This is a genomic window from Ignavibacteriales bacterium, from assembly GCA_016700155.1.
In the GTDB taxonomy this organism is placed as follows: Bacteria; Bacteroidota; Ignavibacteria; order Ignavibacteriales; family Ignavibacteriaceae.
This window is the reverse complement of sequence record CP065001.1, coordinates 435,943-461,786: the sequence shown is the minus strand read 5'-3', so window position 1 is coordinate 461,786 and position 25,844 is coordinate 435,943. Positions and strand designations below refer to the sequence as shown.

General features: G+C 36.6%; 21 protein-coding genes. 4 read left to right on the top strand and 17 right to left on the bottom strand.

Annotated elements, in window-relative coordinates:
- The first annotated feature begins 51 nt into the window (after positions 1-51).
- Positions 52-1,833 carry a phosphoenolpyruvate carboxykinase (GTP) gene (locus IPM56_01825; protein QQS36722.1) on the top strand — a complete coding sequence of 594 codons (1,782 nt, stop codon included), beginning with the start codon at positions 52-54 and terminating at the stop codon, positions 1,831-1,833.
- Between the two features lie 388 nt (positions 1,834-2,221).
- Positions 2,222-5,596: a PAS domain S-box protein gene (locus IPM56_01820; GenBank protein QQS36721.1), complete on the top strand. Its 3,375-nt coding sequence runs from the start codon at positions 2,222-2,224 to the stop codon at positions 5,594-5,596.
- A gap of 80 nt (positions 5,597-5,676) precedes the next feature.
- Here the strand turns inward: IPM56_01820 and IPM56_01815 are convergent, their stop codons facing one another.
- From IPM56_01815 to IPM56_01745, 15 genes are all read right to left on the bottom strand, one after another.
- Complete coding sequence (locus IPM56_01815) at positions 5,677-6,714, bottom strand: hypothetical protein (GenBank protein QQS36720.1); 1,038 nt, start codon at positions 6,712-6,714, stop codon at positions 5,677-5,679.
- Between the two features lie 23 nt (positions 6,715-6,737).
- Entirely contained in the window at positions 6,738-6,950 is a 213-nt protein-coding gene (locus tag IPM56_01810) for a hypothetical protein (protein QQS36719.1), read from the bottom strand.
- Between the two features lie 230 nt (positions 6,951-7,180).
- A complete protein-coding gene (locus IPM56_01805) occupies positions 7,181-9,292 on the bottom strand; it encodes a pullulanase (GenBank protein ID QQS36718.1) in 2,112 nt (703 codons plus the stop codon).
- Positions 9,293-9,480: 188 nt separating this feature from the next.
- Positions 9,481-9,819, bottom strand: coding sequence for a hypothetical protein (locus IPM56_01800; protein QQS36717.1), 339 nt, complete (start codon positions 9,817-9,819; stop codon positions 9,481-9,483).
- Entirely contained in the window at positions 9,800-10,486 is a 687-nt protein-coding gene (locus IPM56_01795) for a hypothetical protein (GenBank protein ID QQS36716.1), read from the bottom strand. The genes IPM56_01800 and IPM56_01795 overlap by 20 nt, the downstream gene beginning before the upstream one ends.
- A 131-nt stretch (positions 10,487-10,617) precedes the next feature.
- Positions 10,618-10,806 carry a CDGSH iron-sulfur domain-containing protein gene (locus tag IPM56_01790; GenBank protein QQS36715.1) on the bottom strand — a complete coding sequence of 63 codons (189 nt, stop codon included), beginning with the start codon at positions 10,804-10,806 and terminating at the stop codon, positions 10,618-10,620.
- Between the two features lie 204 nt (positions 10,807-11,010).
- Positions 11,011-12,402, bottom strand: coding sequence for a class II fumarate hydratase (gene fumC, locus IPM56_01785; protein QQS36714.1), 1,392 nt, complete (start codon positions 12,400-12,402; stop codon positions 11,011-11,013).
- 200 nt (positions 12,403-12,602) lie between these two features.
- Positions 12,603-13,949, bottom strand: coding sequence for an aspartate aminotransferase family protein (locus IPM56_01780; GenBank protein ID QQS36713.1), 1,347 nt, complete (start codon positions 13,947-13,949; stop codon positions 12,603-12,605).
- Between the two features lie 33 nt (positions 13,950-13,982).
- Positions 13,983-15,176 carry an L-serine ammonia-lyase gene (locus IPM56_01775; GenBank protein ID QQS36712.1) on the bottom strand — a complete coding sequence of 398 codons (1,194 nt, stop codon included), beginning with the start codon at positions 15,174-15,176 and terminating at the stop codon, positions 13,983-13,985.
- An 88-nt stretch (positions 15,177-15,264) separates the two neighbouring features.
- Positions 15,265-15,831 carry a hypothetical protein gene (locus IPM56_01770; GenBank protein ID QQS36711.1) on the bottom strand — a complete coding sequence of 189 codons (567 nt, stop codon included), beginning with the start codon at positions 15,829-15,831 and terminating at the stop codon, positions 15,265-15,267.
- Between the two features lie 53 nt (positions 15,832-15,884).
- Entirely contained in the window at positions 15,885-16,463 is a 579-nt protein-coding gene (locus IPM56_01765) for a hypothetical protein (GenBank protein QQS36710.1), read from the bottom strand.
- A gap of 55 nt (positions 16,464-16,518) precedes the next feature.
- Positions 16,519-16,833, bottom strand: a complete 315-nt coding sequence (locus tag IPM56_01760; protein QQS36709.1) for an antibiotic biosynthesis monooxygenase — start codon at positions 16,831-16,833, stop codon at positions 16,519-16,521.
- 73 nt (positions 16,834-16,906) lie between these two features.
- A complete protein-coding gene (locus IPM56_01755) occupies positions 16,907-17,362 on the bottom strand; it encodes a hypothetical protein (protein ID QQS36708.1) in 456 nt (151 codons plus the stop codon).
- 228 nt (positions 17,363-17,590) lie between these two features.
- Entirely contained in the window at positions 17,591-18,388 is a 798-nt protein-coding gene (gene lpxA, locus IPM56_01750; GenBank protein ID QQS36707.1) for an acyl-ACP--UDP-N-acetylglucosamine O-acyltransferase, read from the bottom strand.
- A 225-nt stretch (positions 18,389-18,613) separates the two neighbouring features.
- Positions 18,614-20,377 (bottom strand): M14 family metallopeptidase, encoded by a 1,764-nt coding sequence (locus IPM56_01745; GenBank protein ID QQS36706.1) that lies wholly within the window; start codon positions 20,375-20,377, stop codon positions 18,614-18,616.
- 283 nt (positions 20,378-20,660) lie between these two features.
- Between IPM56_01745 and IPM56_01740 the strand changes: the two genes are divergently transcribed.
- A complete protein-coding gene (locus IPM56_01740) occupies positions 20,661-21,074 on the top strand; it encodes a hypothetical protein (GenBank protein ID QQS36705.1) in 414 nt (137 codons plus the stop codon).
- A 188-nt stretch (positions 21,075-21,262) separates the two neighbouring features.
- Complete coding sequence (locus IPM56_01735) at positions 21,263-24,505, top strand: PDZ domain-containing protein (protein ID QQS36704.1); 3,243 nt, start codon at positions 21,263-21,265, stop codon at positions 24,503-24,505.
- A gap of 110 nt (positions 24,506-24,615) precedes the next feature.
- Here the strand turns inward: IPM56_01735 and IPM56_01730 are convergent, their stop codons facing one another.
- Both IPM56_01730 and IPM56_01725 read right to left on the bottom strand, forming a co-directional pair.
- On the bottom strand, positions 24,616-25,146 hold the full coding sequence (locus tag IPM56_01730; GenBank protein QQS36703.1) for a hypothetical protein: 531 nt from the start codon (positions 25,144-25,146) through the stop codon (positions 24,616-24,618).
- Between the two features lie 100 nt (positions 25,147-25,246).
- On the bottom strand, positions 25,247-25,663 hold the full coding sequence (locus IPM56_01725) for a hypothetical protein (protein ID QQS36702.1): 417 nt from the start codon (positions 25,661-25,663) through the stop codon (positions 25,247-25,249).
- Positions 25,664-25,844: the final 181 nt, after the last annotated feature.

Below are 25,844 nucleotides of genomic sequence, written 5' to 3'. Positions count from 1 at the left end.
GCGCAGTAGCTATTTTATTTCTAAATATTGTTCTATCTGAAAGGAATATTTATGACCACAAACAAAAAACTTATAAACTGGGTTAACGAAATGGCTGCAATGTGTAAACCTGATGCCGTCCACTGGTGTGATGGTTCACAGGAAGAATATGATAATCTTGCCGGTTTATTAGTCGAAAGTGGTACGTTCAAAAAGTTAAATGAAAAAATAAGACCTGACAGTTACTGCGCTCAGTCCGATCCTTCAGATGTTGCAAGAGTTGAGGACAGAACCTTCATCTGTACAAAAAATAAAAAAGATGCCGGACCAACAAACAACTGGGAAGACCCGGTTACAATGAAAAAAACTTTAACCGGACTATTCGACGGCTGTATGAAAGGAAGAACAATGTATGTAATTCCTTTCAGTATGGGTCCGCTTGGTTCGGACATATCATACATTGGCGTTGAGATTACTGACTCCGCTTATGTTGTATGCAGTATGAGAATTATGACCCGTATAGGAAAAAAAGTTTTAGATGTTCTTGGTGATGGAGATTTTGTTCACTGTTTACATTCAGTCGGTGCGCCGCTTCAATCCGGACAAAAAGATGTTGCCTGGCCCTGCAACAAAACAAAATATATTGTTCACTTCCCCGAAGAAAAAACTATATGGTCATTCGGAAGCGGATATGGCGGTAATGCATTACTCGGGAAAAAATGTTTTGCACTTCGTATCGCATCATATATGGCTAAGCAAGAAGGCTGGCTTGCCGAACATATGCTGATACTTGGAATCACTTCACCAGCAGGAGTTAAAAAATATATAGCGGCAGCATTCCCCAGCGCGTGCGGAAAAACAAATCTTGCAATGTTAACTCCCACTTTACCGGGATGGAAAGTTGAAACCGTCGGTGACGATATTTCATGGATGAAATTTGGTTCAGACGGAAGACTTTACGCGATAAATCCTGAAGCAGGATTTTTTGGTGTTGCACCCGGAACTTCCGCGGAGACAAACCACAATGCAATGGAAACAATGAGTGCAAATTCCATTTTCACAAATGTCGCTTTAACTCCCGACGGTGATATATGGTGGGAAGGAATGACAAAACAAAAACCGGAAAAATTAATTAACTGGCTTGGTCACGAGTGGAGTCCTTCAAGCCAGGAAAAAGCTGCTCATCCAAATTCAAGATATACAGTACCTGCAAGTCAGTGCCCTGTGATTGATCCATCATGGGAAGATCCTAAAGGTGTTCCTATATCAGCAATACTTTTCGGCGGAAGAAGAGAAAACATGGTTCCGCTTGTTTATCAGGCATTCAACTGGCAGCATGGAACTTTTATGGGTTCAATAGTTTCATCAGAAATAACTGCGGCGGCAGAAGGGAACTTTGGAAAAGTAAGACACGATCCATTTGCTATGCTTCCTTTCTGCGGATATAATATGGGTGATTACTTCGCTCACTGGATAAACATTGGTGAGACTCATGATGAATCTAAACTTCCAAAAATATTTTATGTGAACTGGTTCAGAAAAGATAAAGAAGGAAATTTTATCTGGCCCGGCTTTGGAGAAAATATGCGCGTACTTAAATGGATATTTGAGAGAACTGATAATGCCGACATCGCAGATAAATCTGCAATCGGTTATGTACCAAAGAAGGGTTCGCTGGATCTGACAGGAATAAATGTAAGTGAAGAAAACATGAAAACCATCACAACCATAAACAGGGATGCATGGATCAATGAAGTGAAAAATATCCGTGAGTTCTATAAACAATTTGGGGATAGTCTTCCTTCCGGACTTTCAAAAGAAGTAGATGAACTTGAAACGAGATTAATGAGTTAATTCTCCGTGTAATTTTTTAATTGGGTAGCCGCAGGCTTCAGCCTGCGTGAACAGGGGGCTTACGCAACCTAAAGGTTGCGGCTACCAATTACCGCTAAACCTCCAGGAGAGTTTCAATCTCATTATGAATAAATCCCGCAGGCCAATTCCAATCTGAAACAACAAATATTAACAACCAGTCGTCAATTATTTCATCAATAAAAACATTAACTTGGTACAGAAAAATCTATCTGGTTGTTAATCTATTATAATCCAACAACTTAGCTGTTAACAACAAAGAATATCCTGTTTAATATTTGTCATCTTCCCTTATCAAATTCTAATTGAAATCTGTTGCACTATAATTGATAAATGACCTTGAATTCAATCATTATAACCGTGCGGAATATTGGGACTTAATCCTGGATTTATGGAAGACGAAACATCAAGGCTGCTTGAACAAGCGCCGATAGGAATACTTACATTTACTTCTGACTGGAAGATCAATTTTGTAAATGAAAATTTTTTCAAATTTGGTTTCCTTTACAGGATTGATATACCCTCACTCTCCGATTTTAATCTAATCGAAAATGACCTCTTCCCGAACAACTCAATTAAAGATGAACTGATCGATCTGCAAAAAGGTTATTCATTCGAAAAAATTGTCAAGACGATCAAATCACATGATAAGGGGATTATAAATCTTGTTGTTAAAGGCACTCCTATTTTTGATGAAAATACTTTTACAGGCGGGATGCTTATTGTTGAAGACATCAAAGTTCTCAGCAGCGCGGTAAAAGAAAGATCTGTTAAATCCGAACACATTGAAAAAATTATTGACCGGATAAATGATTTCATTTTTATTACCGACGACAACGGTGAAATTATTTTTTCTGCGGGAAGAAATATTGCACTGTTAAAATCCCCGGGGAAAGAACTTAACAAACAGTTTATCGGGAATATTTTTAATCCTCCTCTCCCTTCTGAGTTCAACGGTTTTATAAAACGTGTAAAAGAAAACCGACTTAACCAATCACACACTCTTGATATAAAAATCAACGAACGAAATTATGTGTATGAATGTAAACTTGAACCTCTGCTTAACCGCGCCGGTCAGGTTGAATTCATTTTGATTTTTTTCATTGACATTTCGGAGATTGTTTTTGAAAAAAGAAAAATCGAAGAGACTATATCAGAGCTTAAACATTACAGAAGTATTGCTGAAACTGTTTCTGATGCACTGTTCACAACCGACATACACGGTAATATTTTGCTGTGGACTAATGAAGCTGAACTAATTTTCGGTTATGATAAATCGGAAATTGAGTCGCTTAACTTTAATGAAATGATTGAACCGGAGAATAAAAATTTCTGGAATACTCTTACAAAAGATCTCGACTCAAATGAAATTGTAAAATGCACTTTGCCTGTAAGGCTGAAGAATAACTCCCGCGCAATTATTGAAACAACTTTTTCAAAAAAGAAAGATGACAATACAATCCTTGCGGTTTGCAATAATATCACAGACAGAATTCACCAGGAAAATAAACTAAAGTCATCTGAAGAGTTGTACAGGAACTTATTCAAACATTCCGGCGAATTTATTTTTATTATAAACGAAGAAACCGGTTTTGTAATTGCCAATCCGAAACTTCTCAACTGTTTAAGAATTTCAGAATCCGAAGTTCAGCAAAAAAAATTAACCGAATTTATTTTTGAACCCGGTATTTCTTTCTTCAAACAAAAGCTTAAAGATGCTGAACTGGGTCGTGAAGAAACATTTGAGATTACACTTCATCCCAAAAACGGCGAACGTGTTTTTTTATTCGGAAAAATTTCACAACTGCCGGGAAATGGTTCTAAACAATTCGCCGGAGTTTTTGTTGATATATCCTCAAAAAAATCCGAAGAGAAAAAATTAAATATCTTCAAATCACTGTTTGAAGCATCGCAGGATGGTATCGCAGTTGAAAGCGAAGGAAAACTTATTCTTGCGAATGATTCATTCGCGGAAATTTTCGGATATAAAAACGGCAAAGAATTAATTGAAAAAGAACTTCTTCAACTCTCATCAAATGATGATGCGCTTAAAGTAGCTGAGTACTTCCAGCTTAAAGAGCAGCACAAAGACGCTCCAAACCGTTTTGAGTTTCTCGGTAAAAAAGCAGACGGCTCGCATTTCTTTACTGAAGTATCTGTTTCATCATTTGAAGCGGATAAGAAAATTTATATTGTGATGGTAACACGCGATGTTACCGAACGCAAACGCGCACAGCAGGCTATTCGCGAGTCGGAAGAAAAGTACCGCAACATAACCGAAAACATCGACGACTTCCTTTATACCTTTGAAAGAACTGAAACTGTTCTTCGTCCGGTTTTTTATACTTCTTCGGTTGAAAAGATAACAGGTTATACTCAAGGTGACCTGTTAAGTGATTCGCGATTGATAATGAAGATCATTCACCCCGATGATTTTGCAATGGTGATGGAGAAAATTAAAAATCTTATCCGCAGCCGTATACAGCTTTCCGGTGAGTTTGAATTCCGGATAATCAACAAACACGGTAATGTTGTATGGGTAAGGAATAAAGTTAATCTTGTCCGCACGACTTCCGGTTCAGTGCAAAAAATTTACGGACTTGTAAGCGATATTTCTCTGCGCAAAAAAGCTGAGGACGATCTTACACGCACAACAGAAAATTTAATGAAGCTGAATGAAACTAAAGACAGGTTCATCTCAATTGTTTCTCACGATCTCAGAACTCCGTTCAGTTCTATACTTGGTTTTACTGATCTTCTTTTAAGCGATGATGATCTTAATGAATCAGAGCGTAAACAGTATGTTAAGTATATACGCGAGTCTTCACTCTCAATGTTGTCACTTGTAAATTCACTGCTTGACTGGACACGTTTGCAGACCGGCAGAATTAAATTTGAGCCTGAACGTGTTTCAGCAAATGAAATTATTATCAAGTCAGTCAACGCGCTAACCGGTGCGGCTTATCAGAAGAACATTCACATTCATTCGGTTGTTGAGAATGATTATTTCATCTTTGCTGATAAACATCTTGTTATGCAGGTGTTCAATAATCTTATTTCAAACGCGATAAAGTTTACAAAACCTGACGGCAACATATGGGTAAACGCAAAACCATCTTCATCATTCAGACTGATTGAATTCAGTGTTAAAGATGACGGTGTTGGAATAAGAGAAGAAAACCTTTCTGAACTTTTCAGCATTGATACCAAGTTTACTTCCGAAGGAACAGCGGGAGAAAAAGGAACGGGACTCGGACTTTCACTTGTAAAAGAAATTGTAGAAAAACATAACGGAACAATCAAAGTAACAAGTGAATACGGCAAAGGAACAGAATTTATTTTCACACTTCCTGTCGCGTCTGCAAATATTTTACTTGTTGATGACAGCAGAACGGACAGGCTTCTTTATTCAAAGATAATAAAACACATTACTCCTGATTACAACATTGACACAGCATCCGACGGAAAAGAAGCGCTTGATAAAATTTTAAAATCCCCGCCCGCACTTGTAATTACGGATCATCTTATGCCTGAGATGGACGGCTATGAGCTTGTCACCGAGCTTTCAAAAGCAGAGATAAAAGGCAAGCCGCCTGTTATTGTTTTAAGCAGTGATATTGACCGGCAAACAATTGATGATTACAACCAGGTGGGGATTGAATTTGTATTTCAAAAACCTGTTAACCTAAGCGACTTTAAAAAAGCAGTTGAAAAATCTTTGAAGAAAGGATTGAAGGGGAATTAGTTCTTTCTCTGCGTTACTTTGCGAAAAGAAAAGCGGATTGAGTTTCACTCTGTGATCTCTGCGGTAAAGAAATAGGAATTTCAGTAAATCATTTTTCCTTTATAAATTATAGCTTTATTTCCCTCTGACGAACCAACAATTATTAATTTGTCCTGACTTACCCACGCTCCTTGTAAAATATCGCCATTCGGTTTTCTGTAAAATTCTTCGAAGCGATACCAAGATTTCCCATTCCAATGAATACTCAAACCAAAATAACCAATCATAAATATGTTCATATGAGATACTCCTACTATTTCATAGATATATGTATTATCTGTCGGTGGATTAATCACTTCCCAAATTGTATCTTTGCCCCTGAATGAACCTGAGCCACAACTCAAATAATAATAATCTGAATCATTAGGTCCCCAGATTGCAGTCGTAAATCCAGATGGTATTCCACTCTGAGTCGTCCGTTCATACAATTTCCGCCATCTATTTCCATCATAGTGTAGAAGAACGCCTATCCCTTGAGACTCAATGCCACCAACTGCATATATATCTGATTCCGATGTTCCCCATATTTTAACTAAATTTGCGGATGTGCCACTATTCATTTCTTCCCATTCTAATCCATCATAATGAATAATCAATCCGTTTAACCCAACTGCGTATAAACTATTTTTATTTGTGCCCCAAATACTGTATAAGTAATCGTACTCTGGAAATTTGTTTATTGTCCAAGTAGACCCATTCCAATGACAAATCCTTGCACCTGCAGCATATCCCCCAACAGCCCAAATATCGGTTGAATCAAATCCAACACAATCATTAAGAGAGTACTCCCAAATACTTTCAAAAAAAGTCCATGAGTGTCCGTCCCAATGAGCAATATTTGAACCTTGGGAGAAATCGGGGGTAGAATAAAATAATCCAAACAACCATATATTGTTGAAGTCAGTAGCCCAAACTGAAGTCGCAAAACTTTGGAAATACCCAATTGTGTCAATCTCCCAAATAAAATTATGAGAAGTTGAATCAGGAATGCTATTGAGAGGTGGTGTTACTGGATCATCTTTGCAGGCGGAAAGAGAGAGTAAGAATAAAAGAAAGAATATGAATAAGATGTTTTTCATAGTGCCCGTAAAATTATATTGAACTACCGCGATTTCTTTTGGGATTTTTTAATTTCAGTAACAATCTGTTTTAAAGATTTATTTTTATAAAACTCTCTGCGGTCTTCAGTATAATTATTAGTTCCCTTAGAAAACTGATTCAAAAAACGAAATGTATTAGCCAGTCCTATTTTTTTGCTAAGCAAGAAAATTGCTTCTTCGTTTATCTCATTCAATGTTTTATTAGTATTTATCATCTTTCAAATACTCTCATCAAATCAAGCTGTATTTCATGGTCAAAATTATAACCAGATTTTTTAACTAACAAGGTAACAATCTCTTAATTTTCCCTCTGCGTTACTTTGCGAAAAGAAAAGCAGATTGAGTTTCACTCTGCGATCTCTGCGATCTCTGCGATCTCTGCGGTTAAAGAAGGAAAGGCAGAAACCGCAGAGGACGCAAAGAAAATTTCGCAAAGGTCACAGAGTTATTTTTTTAGAACAACTCCTGTCGATGCATCAACAATTATTTTTTCTTTTACAGAAGAAAGAACTTCAGTTCCGGCTTTGTCTTTATTCACTAATACTTTCCACTCACCTTTTGGCAGGTGAAATTCTTCTTTCTTTTTCGGATTCGCATTCATCAGTACGATAAACTCTTCACCGGCATGTTTAATGTGATAACCAACCGCAAAGTTATTATCACGTATTTCATAAAAAGTAACCTCTTCAAACTCAGCCCTGCGGAATGCGTCATACTTATTGCGGAGTGAGATCAATCCTTTATAATAATCAACAAGTTCAGAATTAATTTCTGCGTGTTTATAATTAATGTAATTGACTTCGTTATCCTTGTTGTAGGTGTTGTGGTCAATCGTTAACTGCAAGGTATCTTTTACTGACTTATCTTCCGGTATAACTTTACTACGCGCATATTCCTGTCCGGAGTGTATCATTGTCATTCCCTGCGAAGTGAACAGGAACAACGCAGCAAGTTTATTCAGCTTTAACTGGTGTGCTGACAGTTTAACATGTTCGTCAACATTTTTTATTTTTTTATCGTGATGAATTTCGTGAGTTCCGATCCTTATAAAATCACCAAGCGTCAGACCATCGTGTGATTCAAGATAATTTACAGAGTGTTCTTTCTTCTGAAACAAACCCAAGCTATCCCTGACTAATGTTCCGTTCACATAACTTTTGATTCTGTTGGGATTATTGTTTCCATACCAGTGACCGAATATCCAACCAAGTCCGTTATTGGGATTTTCACCTTTCACCCCGTTCCTTATCTGATCATTCCAGCTTCCCCATCCTCGAAGTGAAAATCCAGCCGGATCATAACCACCGCCCCAGGGTTCGCATACAATTATCACTGATGGATTAATTTGTTTAGCACGGAAAATTATTTCTTCAACTGTTTCCCAGTCGATAAGTTTACCAAGATCAAACCGGAAGCCGTCAATGTGATATTCTTTCATCCAGTATAAAACACTTTCGACAATCATTCTGCGAACCATAGGTCTTTCGGTTTTCAAATCATTACCGCATCCGCTTTGTGAAATGTAGTTACCGTTTGCATCAAGCCGGAAGTAATATTCTTTATCGATTTCTTTTAAGTTGCCTAGTTCATATTCGGATATGTGATTGTAAACGACATCCATAACAACAGCGATTCCCTCTTTGTGAAATGATTTCACCATATCCTTAAAATCATTTATCGCTTTTGGGTCAGTACCGCTCCATTCATTCTTTTTGAGGTGGCGGGTGTTTTCTGAATAATAAGATTCAGGCGCAAAGAATGCCGCAGTCATATATCCCCAGTGATTTCTTTCATAAGGATTCCAAGTGTTATATTTTCCGTTGCTAGAATCTTTAAATGGAATTTCCATATTCCCAAATTCCTGCGCGGGTAAAAGTTCAACTGTATTAACGCCAAGATTTTTTATGTAATCGATTCCGCCAGTTTTTCCTTTCTCTGTTAAACCTTTGTATGTGCCGCGTTCATCAACTCCGGAAGAAAGATGTTCTGTCATATCACGGACGTGCATTTCATAAGTTATAACATCTCTCCAGTCACGTTGAATCCATTCATCCCCTTCCCAATTATAATCACCGTCTTTAACAACGATGGCTTTGCGAGGATTCATATAAGTGTTGAATGTTGCAACCGCTTTTGCATAAGGATCAAGACAAAGTACATCATCATTCTGAGTTTTATTATTGTGTTTTACTTTAAAGCCGTAGTACAAGCCGTATAGCTCACCATCGAGAGAAATTTCCCAGACACCGTTTTCATCTTTGTTCATTTCGTATTCACTCCCGGTTTTATCTTCAACCTTACTGAAGGTTACAAGATAAACCTGTTTTGCAGATGGCGCGAACAACCGGAAGTATGTTTTTCCTTCTTCAACAAATGAACCGAGTTTTTTGTCGGAGTAATATTTATCAAGCTCATTTATATGTTGAAGAAATTTTTTCTGTTTTTGTGTATAAACTTTTTGCTGGGATTTGTCGCTTATATACAATTGACTTCCTTTAAGAATGGTTGAAATAAAAACTATTAGAATTACTATAGATGTTGATTTACTTATTTTCATATTTGTTTGCATTTCGTAATTGTGTCGTCAGGCTTCAACAAGCTCAGCCTGACAAAGGATTTTCAAATCATGATTTGTATTTAAATTCTCGCATATAAATTTGAACCAGTCATGCTAACCTTGTTTCAGCATCTTTCATTAATATTAAGACCCTGAAATGAATTCAGGGTGACATCTATACAGAATATTTATTTGTCTTCATTGTGATAAATCTCCCCGTCAACAACCGGCGTTACACATATCAATGGATTCTGCGGCACTTTGAACTTCTGAAATATTTCTTCGAACAGTTCAAATTGTCTTCCGCGTTTTTCCAGTTTTGAAAATTTATTATAGCTCATATACTTTCCATCTTTATCGGATGGAGCGTCAAAGTGATATGCGTTCGGGTAATCTTCAACTACCCTGCTTTTTAAATATTTAATTTTGTTGTCGTCGCCGCCTTCTCTTTCATAAGCAAAAGCGCGGAACTCAACCACATCACCATCGTTAATTATGAGATATATATTAAGGATTACTTCTAACATTTTTCTTTTCGCTGTTAACTAAACAAAAAATACTTAACGCAAGAGCAAATAAAAATGCAAACTTGCACATCACACTTTCCATTATGTTAACAAGGTCAGGTACGCCTGAAAACATCAGCACAAATCCAACTACAACCGGGAGTGTAATCGCAGTATGTCCTGTTATCAAAAGATAATTAAGAATTTTTCTTTTACCCGATTCCTTTTTCATTTTCATTAAAAGAAGTATGAATGAAATTAATATCGGCACATAGTAAAAAAATCCATAAAGATCACCGAGCGGATAATTGTATGCAGCATAAAGCACTGTACATGCCGTAACTTCAAACTCAGGGATTACGATTGAATAATAAATCACAAATAAAATTGCCGGCATAAATACCCATCTAAGTTTATATGAATTGTAATTAAAAAATCTCAAGGTTAACAATAAACTCAGCGGCGGAAGAAATGTTATATCAACAAATGCAAGATATGCAGTGAATGATGATGCAAGTCCCATCCTGCACATAAGAAATTCAAGCGACTGGTAAATCATCAGCAATGTTATAAGCAGCATTGCTTTTTTGTTGAGATGATTTTTATCAGCAAACACAAGCAGGTTGATGATGAGTATCAACTCCATACTTGCAATAAAGAGTGAACCGATTCCGTTCCAGTTATCCATGTTTATAAAATCTCCGTGGTTCTCTGTGATTACTCTGTGGTTCTCCGTGTAACTTTTCTCTTCTCTCTAATAATTTCACGGAGAGCCACTGAATCCGCCGCGGCGGAACGGAGTTACACGGAGGAAAATGATTACAAAGTTTTATGTGTGTCATCGCAGAATGGTTTGTTGCCTGAATGTTTGCATCCGCAGAAATAAACAACTTCTTCTTTATCGAACTTGACGTGAATTGGTTCAAACTCAGTACCGAAATGTGAATCATCACAAAACGGCTGAGTGTTTGAAAGCCCGCACGAGCACCATTTATAGGCCCCGGGCATGACTAACACTTCGAAAGGTTCCTTCTGATATATTTCGGGTTTGGCATTTATCGCTTATCAATTTTAATTTTGATTAAATAATTATTTTGTCATTTCGATGACTCACCCCTCAAGCGAGGAGAAATCTCTTAAACTTTGTAGGTTAGATTTCTCCCTTCGGTCGAAATGACAATACTAATTTTTCTGTTGCCCCTTTATATTTCCTTACTTTGCAGGTCCAATCATCTTTTCCGGTTTAACTACTTCATCAAATTTTTCTGCTGTTAATAAACCAAGTTCAACAGCGGCTTCTTTCAATGTTTTATTTTCTTTATGAGCTTTCTTTGCAACCTTTGCGGCGTTGTCATAACCAATGTGAGGGTTCAAAGCTGTGACAAGCATAAGCGAATTATCAAGATGCTTTTTGATATTGATTTCATTTGCTTCAATACCAACTACGCAATTATCTGTGAAGCTTTCACATGCATCTGCAACTAGTCTTATTGACTGAAGCACATTAAAAATTATTACAGGCTTAAAAACATTTAACTCAAAATTTCCCATCGCTCCGCCGAAGTTAACTGCAACATCATTACCCATTACTTGTGCGCAAACCATTGTCATTGCTTCGGATTGAGTTGGATTTACTTTTCCTGGCATGATGGATGAACCCGGTTCATTTTCAGGAAGATGAAGTTCACCAAGACCGCATCTCGGTCCTGAACCAAGCCAGCGAATGTCATTTGCAATTTTCATTAGTGATGCAGCAAGTGTTTTTAAAACTCCGCTCGTTTCAACAAGTGCGTCGTGAGTTGCAAGTCCTTCAAACTTATTTCTTCCCGAGGTAAATGGTTTGCCTGTCAGCATTGAAATTTTTTCCGCGGATTTTATCGCAAACAACGGATGAGTATTTAATCCGGTTCCAACAGCGGTTCCGCCAAGTGCAAGTTCACATAATCTTGGAAGGCATGCATCTATTCTTTCCAGTCCATTTGTTAATTGCTGAACATAACCGGAAAACTCCTGTCCAAGTGTTAATGGAGTGGCGTCCATTAAATGTGTTCTGCCAATCTTAATAATGTTTTTGTAGAGAATAGATTTTTCTTCAAGAGCATCACGAAGTTTTGTAACCATTGGAATAAGTCTTCTGTAAATTTCTTCGACTGCAGCGATGTGCATTGCGGTTGGAAAAGTATCATTTGACGATTGAGCTTTATTAACATCATCATTCGGATGAATAGGTTTTTTACTTCCCATTACTCCGCCTGCGATTTCAATTGCACGGTTGGATATAACTTCATTCACATTCATGTTGGTTTGCGTACCGCTTCCTGTCTGCCACACTACAAGCGGGAAATGTTCATCAAGTTTTCCTTCAATAACTTCATCAGCAGCTTGCACGATTAATTCAGCTTTATCTGAAGTAAGAATGCCGAGTTCTTTGTTCACTAATGCGGCAGCTTTTTTTAACGTACCGAATGCGCGTATTAATTCCCGTGGAAAAGTTTCGCCTCCGATTTTAAAATTCATTAATGAACGTGCAGTTTGTGCGCCGTAATATTTATCTGCGGGAACTTTTATAGAACCCATACTATCTGTTTCAATTCTGTAATCCATATTTTCTCCCTCTGAATGTTTCGATGGAAGTTATTTGTAACGCTAAAATTATTTGACAATAATTTACAATTTTTTTTGTGTTAAGTCACAGGGGAAAAGATTATGAATAAGAGAAAGAGTAAGAAGTTCAGTGAAGGAAAAATCCATACTCTCACACTTCGACTGCACTCAGTGTGACAGTAAAAATGTATTCGATAAATTCACTTTAAGGAATTACAAAGTATCCTGTAAATCTCATCGACCCATTCCAAATGTTCCGGCTTCATAAGAACAGAACGAAGACAGGTTACAGTTTCTTTATCTTTTTTCATTCCCGCCGGTTCTAAATCAAAAAACTTTGAAGGTAATTCAGCTAATGCAAGATGGAGATTTTTTTTTGCAGCCTCATCAAAGATCTTTTTAGAAAATATTGATGATTCACTTAGTGAATTAGTTTTAGGAATCCATATCACAATATCAAGTTCTGGTTCAAATGCTGTGACGAACTTTTCATCATTCTTTAAAAGAGAATATAATTTCAAAGCTGCATTTCGGCATTTATCAAGCATTGATGAAAACTCACCCTCCCTTATAAGAGGAAAAAGTTTTTGTGTAGCCCACAAAGCCACAGCGCTGGCGCCGGGACGAGAACATTCAAGACTGATTTCACCAAGGTGTAATTCTTCAGAACTGAAATATGTATAAGGCGAATCGTGTTTATAAAATTTCCCAACAGAAGGATCATTGAATAACACACACCCGCATCCGTAAGGCTGCAAGCCGTGTTTGTGAGGATCAATTACGATTGAATCGACTTCAGTTATTAATTCATAATTTCTTTTTGTCTCTTCGGATAGAATATCACTCAAAACAAAATAACCGCCGTATGCCGCGTCTGCATGAATTCTGAAGTTATATTTCTTTTTTAATTCAAGAATTTCTTTTAACGGATCAATCGAACCTGTAGCTGTGGTTCCCATTGTAACTACCACAGCCCCTACATTACCTTCGGATAATTTTTTCTCAAGAGAATTAATATTCATTCTTCCCGTACCATCACATTCAACTGATTCAAAATCTAAGTGAAGGACTTTACTTATTCTGTTATGTGTATAATGCGCTTGTTCTGACGCAAGTATTTTTTTGCCGGGATTTATTTGACCCGCGACCCACAATGCTTCAAGGTTCGCCATTGTACCACCGCCAGTAAGGTGTCCAAGATAATTTTTCCATCCGAACATTGAAGCAATTTCCTGCACTGCTTCTTTTTCCATTTGCGAACTTGCTCTTCCGCCATCGAGTGCATGATTATTTGGATTAATGAACATCGCAAGTGAATAAGCCATTCGTGCAACAGGATGCGGAGGTTTAAGCATTTGTCCTGCATATAACGGATGGAAGTATGGATAATTGTCGTGAAGTTTTTCAGAAACGGTATTCAGCACACTTAAAATTTTTCCCGGATCATCAAATGATAATGTTGCATCTGGCAAATCGGAAAAACCTTTGGAAAGTTTATCTACAAGTTCATTAAAAACTTTTTGAGAGTCTGAATTGAGTGTGACCATTTATAATTCAATAATTTTAGAAATGAAAAATATTTAAATATCCAGCAAAGCCATTCCGCCTTCAGAGGTCTCTTTATAAATATGTGGAAGGTCATGACCAGTCTGATTCATCGTCTTTACAATTTTATCAAATGAAACCAAATGCCGTCCGTCAGATAACAATGCAAACGTTGCAGTGTTTAATGCACGCTCTGCAGCGAATGCATTTCGTTCAATACAAGGCACCTGCACAAGTCCGTTAATCGGATCACATGTTAAACCGAGATGATGTTCAATTCCCATTTCGGCGGCGTATTCAATTTGAGAAGGAGTGCCGCCGAGAAGCTGTGCAGCGGCTGCAGCAGCCATTGCGCAGGCTGTTCCTATTTCTCCCTGGCATCCAACTTTTGCGCCTGAAATTGAAGCGTTCTCTTTTACTATGTTGCCAACAAGTCCTGCAGTTGCAAGTGCGCGTAATATTTTTTGATCAGAAAAATCAAAACTATCGCGCAAATATTTTAACAGTGCTGGAACTACACCCGATGAACCGCACGTCGGAGCTGTGACTATTTTTCCTCCCGCAGCATTTTCTTCAGCGACCGCGAGTGCGTAAGAAAACGTAAGCGTTTTACTTTTCAATGAACCGCTGAAATTTTTTGCTTTAACATAATATGCGGATGCCTTTCTGCTCAAAGCTAAACCTCCCGGCAATATTCCTTCTGTATCTATGCCGCGTTTAATTGAATCGAGCATTGTATCCCATACTTCAGCAAGATAGGAATAGATCTCTTTGCCTTCACATTCTTCGACATACTCCCAGAAACCTCTTCCCGTCTTTTTTGTCCATGAAATTAATTCTTTCATTGTCGATAATTCATAGACTTTATTTTCAGATTCGTCTGAAGTAAAGTCTGTTATTTTTCCGCCGCCGACACTGTAAACTGTCCATTCACTAATTTTCTTTTTATCCGTATCAAAAGCTTCTATTAATAATCCGTTGGGATGAAGCGGAAGAAATGTTTCAGGTTTCCAGTTGATAATTACTTCTGCCGGGGCAAGCGCTTCGGTTATTGCTTTATCCGTTTGATGTCCTTTTCCCGTTGCAGCAAGACTGCCGTACAAAGTCGCTTCAAAATATTTTGCATCAGAAAATTTTGATTTGAATATCTCCGCAGCTTTACGCGGACCCATTGTATGGCTGCTTGATGGACCGTAACCTATTCTGAATATCTCTTTTATTGATTCCATTATTTACTCATTTAAAACAAAAACACTTATTCATTATATCATCGGTTAAAATATACTTTAATTTAGTAAGGAACTCTCAATCTTAATTTTATTCTTCTATTAACGGATAGATTTTATCCTGCACAAGTTGTGCGACTCTTTCACTGGTCGGGAAAATTATAAACGCATAAAAAAACATAAATAATATTGGAAGAATTGAAAGCCAGAAAACCGGTTTTGTATCTAATACACCTCCAAGCACACTAAGCAATAAAGTTATTAATCCAAAAAAAGACACACCTTCAAACATGGCAAGTCTTATAATTGTAAAAGTAGTTATCAGACTTAATATTGACCTGGATTCAGGATTTGAAATATCGGCTGCAGTGAATTTTCTAACTTTAACCATCCCGGCAAAAATTCTATCTCCGGCTAAAAACAATATTGCTAAGAGTGTGACTGTTGCAACCATTACAACCATCAAAAGAATTTCCAACATTTCCGTGCTGCTGTTGTCCGCCCCTGATCCATATTGAGTGTAATACAGAATCATAATGACAACAAAAAAGGCAAGAACCCCAAGGCATAATGCAAGCGTAATTATCCTTAGCGGTTTAAGTTTTTCGGAAGAAAATATTTTTAACAGTTCTTCATAGGTTGGGAGATCTCTATGCATAAATCCCTCTTAAATAGTTTTGATGATACTTACAAATTTAATTAACTCAATTTCTATTTGAACCCAAAACCAATATTGAAATATAACATTAAAAGACCATCACCATCAGGAATTGCGATTATGTCCGTCCCGAATTCAAACTCAAAAAATATATTTTCATTTAGCTTAGACAGAATCAAAAAATTCATACCGGCGAAAGGCCAAAAGAAATTCGATTCACCCGAATAAAATGAGAACATTAATCCCGTGCTGATTCCCATAAAAAAATTTTCTACTAGATAGATATCAGGGTTTGCTTTTATGAACGGGAGAGCTATTGCTGACGATTTGTTGTGATCTACGATTAAAATTTTAACGCCTGTTTCAAACGCAAAGTCTGCATCAACCGGATTGCTAGACAGGTTTAACAAGCTATGCCTAAATGCAAATAAAAATGATGGATTAAATGATAATCCTGATTCGAATTCTATATCTTCATATAAAATTGATAGTCCGGTTGCAAATCTGAATCTTGAGTATGTTCTGTCCTGTGGGAAATCTTTGGTTATATCTGTTTGACAAAAATTGAATGAAGAAAAAATGGTAAGAAATATTCCAAGCGATGAAGCAGAGAATCGATTTTTCAAGTTCATATTGTGAAACCCCCAAAGTATTTTTATTTCGTGTATCAAGATAAGGAGAAACTTTTCACCCAACTATAATAAAATCACCAATAAATTTTTCGTTATCAGTTAATAATTCTCCTTTTTTGTCTAATGCCTCAAATTCATTTTTAAACTTTAACTTAAAATCCTCCATATCTTCTTTGGACTTCCAGCGATCAATTGTTACATAGGTGAATTCCGACTCCGTGCTCTTCAAAAGTTGTGTTGAAATATATCCCGGATGCTTTTTGAAAAGTTCTACCCATTCCCCATCAGCACCGTAAAGTTTTTCAAATTCATTCTGTTTCCCGGCGAGAACGGAAAATTTCCACAGATAAATAAATTCTTCAGAGTTCATAATTTTTTTATTTTGTTAGAAATATTTCGGGCGCAATATAAATCAGTCAAAACTGTTTATCAGAATAAATTATCTACTCTTCAGTTCTGTTCGCTTTAACTTTTATATCATATTGCTTTGACAATTTATTCTCAGCAATCTGCAGTTCAACTTTTACACCATGTTTATGAAGCCTGAAATCAGATGTTGTAACCGTATCAACACTGTATTCTTTTTCCATCGACGAAGAAATAAAATTATCAATTTGTTTTCTTGCCGATGATTCTGAATCATACGATGCTGTAGCTTCCGCCTGAAAGACACCATCTTTGTCAGACACAAAAATTATACTTGCAGATTTAGATTTAAAGAACATACAAATGATATTCGGGTTGCTGTTATCCTGGTGAACAGGATTCCCGTATTTTTTTACAAGCTCGGATTTCTTTTTGCCGATCAATTCGTGGATTTTGATATCCTGGGCAATGTTTAAATCCGGTAATAGTATCAGAAGAGGAATGACGAGAATGAAAGTCTTAAATGTTTTCATAGCAAACCCCAGTGATAGTTATGAATTAATAGTTTTGAGTTAGGAATTATGTCTTTAGTAAGATTTGAATTTGGTACTGTTCTGCGGATGCGATTTAATCGGTGAGGGAATGAATGCAGGATGTGTTTTCTGATTTTCATTTCAGCCACAGCCAAAATTCTATCAGAATTTTAAATCAATCCTGAACGATTGTCAACGTAATAATTAACTTTATTTAAAGAGAGAATTTTATCTAAAAGCTTCTAATGCCCTGCCGTTTTTTCCACGCGCACTTGCCAGCACTGAATCCAACAATTCTTTTACGTGAATATCATTTTTAAATTCTTCAGTGCTTAACAATGATTGTTTTTCTTTCAACGTTTTACCGCTGAGGAATAAAATATTGAAAGCCTTTTTCAAAAGTAAAATTTCATCAGGGGAATAATTTTTTCTTTTCAGCCCAATCACATTAATGAATCTTTCTTTTGAAGGATTTCCTTCAACAGTTACAAACGGTGGAACATCTTTATTTATCCGGCTCATAAATCCTATTAAACAGTTTTTCCCGATAGTCGTAAACTGGTGAACGCCAACAAGTCCGCCTATGTAAGCAAAATCATCTATGTGAACATGTCCGGCAAGCTGTGTTCCGTTTGCTATGATAATATTACTGCCGAGAGCGCAATCATGAGCAACGTGTGTGTAAGCCATCAGCAGATTGTTATTTCCGACAATCGTTTTTCCTTTATTTGAACTTGTTCCCTGGTGAATGGTGACACATTCACGAATTGAATTGTTATCACCGATTATCACCTGCGAAGCTTCACCTTTGTATTTTAAATCCTGGCTAACATTTCCCAATACAACTCCCGGATGAATGATGTTGCCTGTGCCCATCTTCAATGGTCCGTAGATAGTTGAGTTATCCTTGATGATGCTGTTATCCCCAATCTCAACATCGCCCTTGATTACCGCGTGTGCACCAACTTCTACATTGCTGCCTAGTTTTACTGTTGATTCAATTACTGCTGTCGGATGAATGTTCATTTGTATTTGTCAATAATGTTTATCGCAACTTAGAAAAATGTTTGCGCAATCTCAAAGGAAGTAAAAGATTGGTAGTGTCCTAATTTCACATTTTGTCATCCCGCACTTGTTTCGGGATCTATTAAACTAAGAAGGTTCTGAAATAAATTCAGAATGACAGATTGGCAATTTGAATATAATAGTGAAATTAGGACACCACTAAATATTATACAAAGCACGAATTATTTACTCAATCCGCATAACCGGGTACAGGTTCAACTGCTTATCCCAGTACGGTGAAAGTTTATAAAAAAAGTTTAATCGTTCACGCGGATTTCTTCTGAACTCTTCATTTTCGTTGAGCAACTTTTCAAATTCTTTTTTCAGTTGAGGATCATCTTTCAACATTTGCTCAGCCACTTTTTCCATAACGTAACTTTCAAAATATTCCTTCTGTTCAAAGATGGAATTCATAAATCCCCATTTAACAAATGAGTCATCTGACCTTGGTTCAAGCGCGTGGGCAATTACTCTTAATGTTCTCTGGTCTGTTCTGATGATGTAAGTTCCTGCCGGAACGTTTACTTTTTCAGAAAAGGTATCATAGTCAAACCCAACTCTTTGTCTTCCTTCATTTGAAGCTGAAGATAATTTTATATTCTTAAACCTGTAGCGTGTAACTTCCATAGTTTTATTTTCAGTCAAAGTTTCTGCTTCAACACCATGAAGTTTTAACCTGTCAACTAAGTAACTAAATTCTTTAGGAATTAAGTATGCAGACGGAAGCTGCACAGAATCAGAAGAGACAACATCATTATAGAACCTGATGTTAAAAGTTTGTTTCTCGTTTGTGTAAACTAATTTTGATCCGCCGGAGATTGATGAAGAATCAGTATAGAACTTAAATCCTTTAAATGGTCTCTCCGAAAATTTATCCGTCGATTTTAAAGCAACAGGAAAATATTTTTTCTCCTTGCTGAAATTTTCTATTGACTGAACATCAGCTTCTTTGTTGAGGTTGATGAGTTCATCAGCATTGTCGTTCATGAATCTCATTACTGTTTCGAGAACTACTTTTGTAGAGAATACCCTATCCTTATATGGTTTCATCATGTGAGTTTCAACAAGCAAAGCTGGTCTGTTCTGAATTGCAGCATAACCGGTTGAGAATCTCGGTGTCGCCGCGTAATCAGAAACACCCGACTCAAAACCTTTTGACCAATCTTTAAAAGCCACATAAGGAAAAATCAGATAATCATTTTGTTCAACTTCCTTCGTTAGAAAGGGAACAAATTTATTATCCAGAAATTTTGCTGTGCCGGAATAAATATTCGCAAAATGTTCAACAGCATACGTGATGGTGTATTGATAATCCGCGCCGTCGGTTGTGTGTGTATCAACAATAAAATCAGGCAGCCATTTGGAAATTAGCTGAAGCATATACTGCATTTCAAGTGCATCTGCTTTTAGCCAGTCGCGGTTAAGATTATAATTTTGAGATGTGGTTCTCCATCCCATTTCTTCAGGTCCGTTTTGATTTATCCTGTTGTACTTACTTATTCTTTCGTGAGCATCAACTGAAAAAATAGGGATTACAATAATGTTAAGTTTATCAAGAAGATTTTCTTTTTCTTTTGTGATGAGAATTTCTCTGAGCAAAAGCATTGAAGCATCTTTACCCTCAATTTCACCTGAATGAATTCCGTTGATAATTAATAAAGTCGGCTTACCTGATGATTTAAATGCCGCCGGATCAAATTCTTTTTGTTTTGTGATCGCAAAAAATTTCAGATCTCTTGCCTGCGGTGATGTTCCAAACGAAAATAACTTTGCATAGTCTGAGTTATCATCAAGCTGCTGAAAATATTTCATCGTTTCATTATAACCTGACGTGGAGACATAACCGGAGTTTTCAAACCTGGTTATCCAGTTAGCTTCAATTTTATTTTGTGCAGCTAGTATTCCGGCAACAGTTGCCATTTGTAAAATAATTAGGACGAAATTCTTCATAACATTCCGATATTTTTTTATTCAGTGGTTAAAAGTTAATTGAAAGACTTAAATGTCACAAAACTTTTTCGATTATGTTATAGCTCTCGAAAATTAATTTTAAACAGGCTAAAGGAGTTAACCGGTCATCACTTTTTACACCAACTTAAATTAAACTATGTTTATATTTGAGCGTCTAATTCAGTGAAGTAAAAAAATTCTGATTAAAGTAAACAGACTTTGAATTGAATTTAACTGGTCACGATTTTTATTTAGCTTTGAATCATTATAAAAGGAGTTACTGATGGACATACCTGTTTTCGACAGGAGTAATTATCTAAAGGGACTTTTAATTACCGCACGCAAGGACAATCAATTAACTGAAGAAGAAAAAAATATTATTAAGGGGATTTCTGACAGGCTGGGATTCGCAAAAGATTTTTATGATGAAGTAATTCAGAACCTGCTTGCGAATAAATATATAAAAGAAGACCCCATAAAATTTTCCGATCCTAAAATCGCTGAATCATTTCTTATTGATGCGCTTAAACTTTCTTTTTCTGATACTTCAGCACCTACTCCGGAGCTGGACTGGCTGAGAGGTGTTGCTAAAGTCAATAACATTAAACCGGATTGGTTTGAAGAACAATCTCATAAAGTTAAGAACAGTCCGTTCATAACTAAACAAACAGAGTTTGCTCTGTACTCAATAATATAGTCTACCTCTAAAATAGTCATCCCGCTCCACTAACAGCGGGATGATTTTTTCTGATTGAATTCATCAGTAAAATCTCGCCAAACATAAAAAAGCGTTATCGCCCACTTATCAGATTTTTCTTGAATATTTAGTTTATCAGTTTAATTTTTGCACACTTTTTCAATTCCAAATTCATCAAAGGACAAAATATGAACAGATACCTTTCGATTGTTTTCTTTCTGCTGTTAAGCATTTCAGTTTTTGCACAGGAAGAAGCAAGACTTTTAAGATTCCCAACTATCCACGGCAGCAATATAGTTTTCAGTTATGCCGGTGATCTTTACACTGTTTCAGCAAACGGGGGAACAGCAAGAAAACTTACAAATGATATCGGTTATGAAATGTTTGCAAAGTTTTCTCCGGATGGAAGATCAATTGCATTCACAGGTCAATACGACGGCAATACAGAAGTTTATACAATTCCGGCTGAAGGCGGAATTCCTTTCAGAGTTACTTACTCAGCAACACTTGGGCGAGATGATGTTTCAGACAGAATGGGACCGAACAACATTGTAATGGGATGGAGAGATAATTCAACTGTTGTACTTCGATCACGATGGATTGAATTCAATGATTTCAAAGGTCAGTTATATACTGTTAATTCAAAAGGCGGGTTGATGGAACAACTGCCTTTGCCTCGTGGCGGTTTCTGTTCATATTCACCGGATGCTTCAAAGCTTGCGTATAACAGAGTGTTCAGAGAATTCAGAACATGGAAACGTTACCGCGGCGGTCAGGCAGATGATGTATGGATTTATGATTTCAAAACAAAAAAGATCGAGAACATTACGAACAATCCTGCACAGGATATTATTCCTATGTGGGCAGGTACTAAAATATATTTTATCTCTGACCGCGATAAAAGAATGAATCTTTTTGTTTATGATCTTTCAACTAAAGAAACAAAAAAGCTTACAACATTCAGTGAATATGATATTAAATATCCTTCGGTTGGTGATAACGCAATAGTCTTTGAGAACGGCGGATATATTTATAAGCATGATTTAACTTCCGGCAAAACTGATAAAGTCCAGATTTTTATTAATGAAGATTTTGATTCAGGAAGAGGCGGACTAATCGATGTAAGCAGGAACGTAAGCAACTATGAAATTTCACCCGATGGAAACAGGGCATTGTTCGGTGCGCGAGGTGAAATTTTCACTGTCCCGGTTAAATATGGCAACACAAGAAACCTTACCAACACATCGGGAATACATGAAAGAAATTCCAAATGGTCGCCTGACGGCAAATGGATTTCATACATTTCAGATGAAAGCGGCGAAGACGAAATTTATATAATGGCACAGGATGGAAAATCAGAACCGATAAAACTTACTGACGGTGATAAGAATTATAAGTATCAGCCTTTGTGGTCGCCCGACAGTAAAAAATTATTGTGGGCTGACAGAGAGCAACGGCTTCAGTTTGTTGATATTGATTCAAAGGATGTAACACTCGTCGCCAAATCAGATGCGTTTGAATTTAATGCTTACGAATGGTCACCCGATAGTAAGTGGATAACCTACTCAAATCCTGAAGTTGAAGTGATGACAAAAGTAAAACTCTATTCACTTGAAAGTAAAAAGACTATCGATATCACCGATGGCTGGTATTCAACTTACGGTTCAACATTCAGTTCTGACGGAAAATATCTTTACTTCGTTTCTAACAGAAGTTTCTCACCAAGGTACAGCCAGACTGAGTGGAATCACATCTACCAGGATATGGCAAAAATTTATTTGGTCACTCTTGCGAAGGATACAAAATCACCATTCGAACCAAAGAGCGATGAAGTTGTAATTAAAGATGATTCAAAGAAAGAAGAAGACAAGGATAAAAAAGATAAGGACAGCAAAGTATCAGTAAAGGTTGATGAAGACGGCATTCAATCAAGAATACTTGAACTGCCCGTTGAAGCATCAAACTATTTTAATCTTTTATCAGTTGGTGAAAAACTTTATTACCAGAGAAACGGAAGCAGTGATTCACGACCAAAACTTTTTATGTTCGATATGAACAAACAAAAAGAAACCGAACTTGGTGAAATCGGCGGTTATGAAGTTTCTGCGGATAAAAAGAAAATGCTTGTATCACAGCAGGGTTCTTATGCTATAATTGATCTTCCTTCATCTAAAATAGAAATGAAAGAAAAACTAAATCTTTCAGATATGAAGATGAATCTTGACAGATACGCTGAATGGAACCAGATATTCAACGAATGCTGGAGGCAGATGCGCGACTTCTTCTATGCGCCAAATATGCATGGAGTTGATTGGGCTGCAATACGAAAAAATTATGAGCCGCTTGTTAAATATGTAAATCACCGTGTTGATCTGACTTATATTATCGGCGAGATGATAGGCGAATTAAATGTCGGTCACGCTTATGTCGGCGGCGGTGATTATCCAAGACCCGAAAGAATTCAGCTTGGTTTACTTGGCGCACAAATAGAAAAAGTTCCTTCATCAGGATATTTTAAAATCAAAAAAATTCTTAAAGGAAATAACTGGAGTAACAACACCCGTTCACCTCTTACTGAAATCGGTGTTAATGTTAACGAAGGTGATTACATAATAGAGATCAATGGAAAACCGGCAAACAAAATCGCGAACATTTATTCCGAACTTGTAAACACTGCCGGTAAACAGGTAACACTAACGGTTAATTCATCTGCTAAAAAAGAAGGAAGCCGCGAATCCGTTGTTGTGCCTATGTCTGATGAACATGATCTTTACTACTTAAACTGGGTTCAGGATAATATTGATAAAGTAAACAAAGCTACTGACGGAAAAGTCGGTTACATTCACATTCCTGATATGGGTCCTGGCGGACTTAATGAATTTGTAAAATATTATTATCCGCAACTTCGCAAGCAAGCGCTCATCATTGATGTACGCGGTAACGGCGGCGGAAACGTTTCACCAATGATCGTTGAAAGATTAAGAAGACTTCCGGCAATGATTGATATAGCCCGCAACACCGCGACAGGATTTAATCCCGGCGGAACACACGTTGGTCCGAAAGTAACATTGCTTGATGAATTCTCTGCAAGTGACGGTGATATTTTCCCTTACAGGTTTAAATATTATAAACTCGGTAAACTTATTGGTAAACGTTCGTGGGGCGGAGTTGTAGGTATAAGAGGAACACTGCCAATAGTTGACGGCGGTTTCCTAAACAGACCTGAATTTTCACGCTACGATCTTGAAGGAAATGAATGGGTGATGGAAGGTCATGGAGTTGATCCTGACATTTACGTTGACAACGATCCCGCAATGGAGTTTGAAGGAACAGACCAGCAGCTTAACAAAGCAATTGAAGAAGTGCTGAATGAGCTGAAGAATAATCCGGTCAAACTCCCGGAACCACCACCATACCCGGATAAAAGGTAGTTGTTAATTAATAGATTTATGTTATGAAATAAAGAGTCCCGCTTAGGCGGGACTTTTTATTTACTTGTCCGGCTTTGACGGATTAAAGAGGTTATATGGCATCTTAACAATTAAAGAATTAGACCCAAGATTATTCCTCCAATAACAGTAATAATAACACCAATAAAAATCTGTCTTCCGTATTTCTCCCAAAAGTTTGAAGTATTAGTATTCTCATTGTTCGGGTTGCTTTTGCTAATCATATTGATGTTCTCGACATAGGAGAGATTTTCATTTTGCTTATCAATAGCTAAGGTTAATAAATCATTTGCATTAGTCCTAACCCTATGTAGCATATGTTCTAATGTCTTTACATTATCTGTTACTATTGAGCTTCCCAAATTATTGCCCTTCGATATAAGAGCAGTCTGAAAACCATTTTTCTCTCTTTCAATGTAATGTTCATTAAAAGTTTCAGATAATCCTTTTACCTCTTTTATATCTTCGTCCAAAATTCTGTTTTTACCAAACGATTCAATTAACGATTCTATCCAGATATTTAATATTTCCTTAAAATGATTTTGTGTTAAATCATTGGTTGCATTATTTGCAAAAGAACCTCTGATATTTTCTCTTGCTAACTTTTCAACTAATTCCTTCATATCTTTTCTTTGTCGATTTTCAACTTCAAATTTCTTTGTACGAAATATTAAATCGAATTTATTTTTATTGAAATTACTTGGCATTGTTTATTCATAAAAACTAAAAAGTGTCAAAATCATTTTTATAAACGAATAAGTAAATTATAATTAAAAATATAAGGGTCGTAAAAATAAAAGACACATATATATTTTCAGTTATAAAAGAAGAATAGAAAACAACTAAGTACCATGTTATGCCAAGAAAAAATGAGATATTGATTCTCTCTTTGGTCTGCGAGAACTTTGATTTTATTTTATTATGCTTTTCTTTTATTTCCAAGTACTGTTTTGGTTCGATAAATAGCTCATATTTTTTCAAAATATCTGATGCTTTTTTTATCTCAGCCTTACCTACTTCAGTTAATTCATAAGTGTACTCAGGAGGAATACTAGGTTCACCAAACTCATTCGTTATTATTCGCGCTTCTTTTAACTTACCTTCTAAAATAGGTTTTTGAATGTCATCTTTCTCTTTCATACTTTAGCCATATAACGTCGTGTTATCCCGAATAGTAGGGACAAGTTGTTAAACCACAACGCCGTGTTTATAATTATTTAAAAGATTAAATGTGTTTATTTTTCTAAAGGACTCTATTCAAAAGTATCGAACCGGATAATTTTTTTCTTTTTACAGTATTGTTTACCCGCCTTTGGCGGGA

Bases quoted from the DNA above. Each gene is read 5' to 3' on its own strand.
- IPM56_01815 (QQS36720.1), bottom strand. From the start codon at position 6,714: ATGAAAAACATCTTATTCATATTCTTTCTTTTATTCTTACTCTCTCTT.
- IPM56_01765 (QQS36710.1), bottom strand. From the start codon at position 16,463: ATGAACTTGAAAAATCGATTCTCTGCTTCATCGCTTGGAATATTTCTT.
- IPM56_01800 (QQS36717.1), bottom strand. From the start codon at position 9,819: ATGTTAGAAGTAATCCTTAATATATATCTCATAATTAACGATGGTGAT.
- IPM56_01805 (QQS36718.1), bottom strand. From the start codon at position 9,292: ATGAAAATAAGTAAATCAACATCTATAGTAATTCTAATAGTTTTTATT.
- IPM56_01745 (QQS36706.1), bottom strand. From the start codon at position 20,377: ATGAAGAATTTCGTCCTAATTATTTTACAAATGGCAACTGTTGCCGGA.
- IPM56_01730 (QQS36703.1), bottom strand. From the start codon at position 25,146: ATGAAGGAATTAGTTGAAAAGTTAGCAAGAGAAAATATCAGAGGTTCT.
- IPM56_01770 (QQS36711.1), bottom strand. From the start codon at position 15,831: ATGCATAGAGATCTCCCAACCTATGAAGAACTGTTAAAAATATTTTCT.
- IPM56_01725 (QQS36702.1), bottom strand. From the start codon at position 25,663: ATGAAAGAGAAAGATGACATTCAAAAACCTATTTTAGAAGGTAAGTTA.
- lpxA (QQS36707.1), bottom strand. From the start codon at position 18,388: ATGAACATTCATCCGACAGCAGTAATTGAATCAACAGTAAAACTAGGC.
- IPM56_01775 (QQS36712.1), bottom strand. From the start codon at position 15,176: ATGGAATCAATAAAAGAGATATTCAGAATAGGTTACGGTCCATCAAGC.
- IPM56_01810 (QQS36719.1), bottom strand. From the start codon at position 6,950: ATGATAAATACTAATAAAACATTGAATGAGATAAACGAAGAAGCAATT.
- IPM56_01755 (QQS36708.1), bottom strand. From the start codon at position 17,362: ATGAAAACATTTAAGACTTTCATTCTCGTCATTCCTCTTCTGATACTA.
- IPM56_01795 (QQS36716.1), bottom strand. From the start codon at position 10,486: ATGGATAACTGGAACGGAATCGGTTCACTCTTTATTGCAAGTATGGAG.
- IPM56_01780 (QQS36713.1), bottom strand. From the start codon at position 13,949: ATGGTCACACTCAATTCAGACTCTCAAAAAGTTTTTAATGAACTTGTA.
- fumC (QQS36714.1), bottom strand. From the start codon at position 12,402: ATGGATTACAGAATTGAAACAGATAGTATGGGTTCTATAAAAGTTCCC.
- IPM56_01735 (QQS36704.1), top strand. From the start codon at position 21,263: ATGAACAGATACCTTTCGATTGTTTTCTTTCTGCTGTTAAGCATTTCA.
- IPM56_01760 (QQS36709.1), bottom strand. From the start codon at position 16,833: ATGAACTCTGAAGAATTTATTTATCTGTGGAAATTTTCCGTTCTCGCC.
- IPM56_01825 (QQS36722.1), top strand. From the start codon at position 52: ATGACCACAAACAAAAAACTTATAAACTGGGTTAACGAAATGGCTGCA.
- IPM56_01790 (QQS36715.1), bottom strand. From the start codon at position 10,806: ATGCCCGGGGCCTATAAATGGTGCTCGTGCGGGCTTTCAAACACTCAG.
- IPM56_01740 (QQS36705.1), top strand. From the start codon at position 20,661: ATGGACATACCTGTTTTCGACAGGAGTAATTATCTAAAGGGACTTTTA.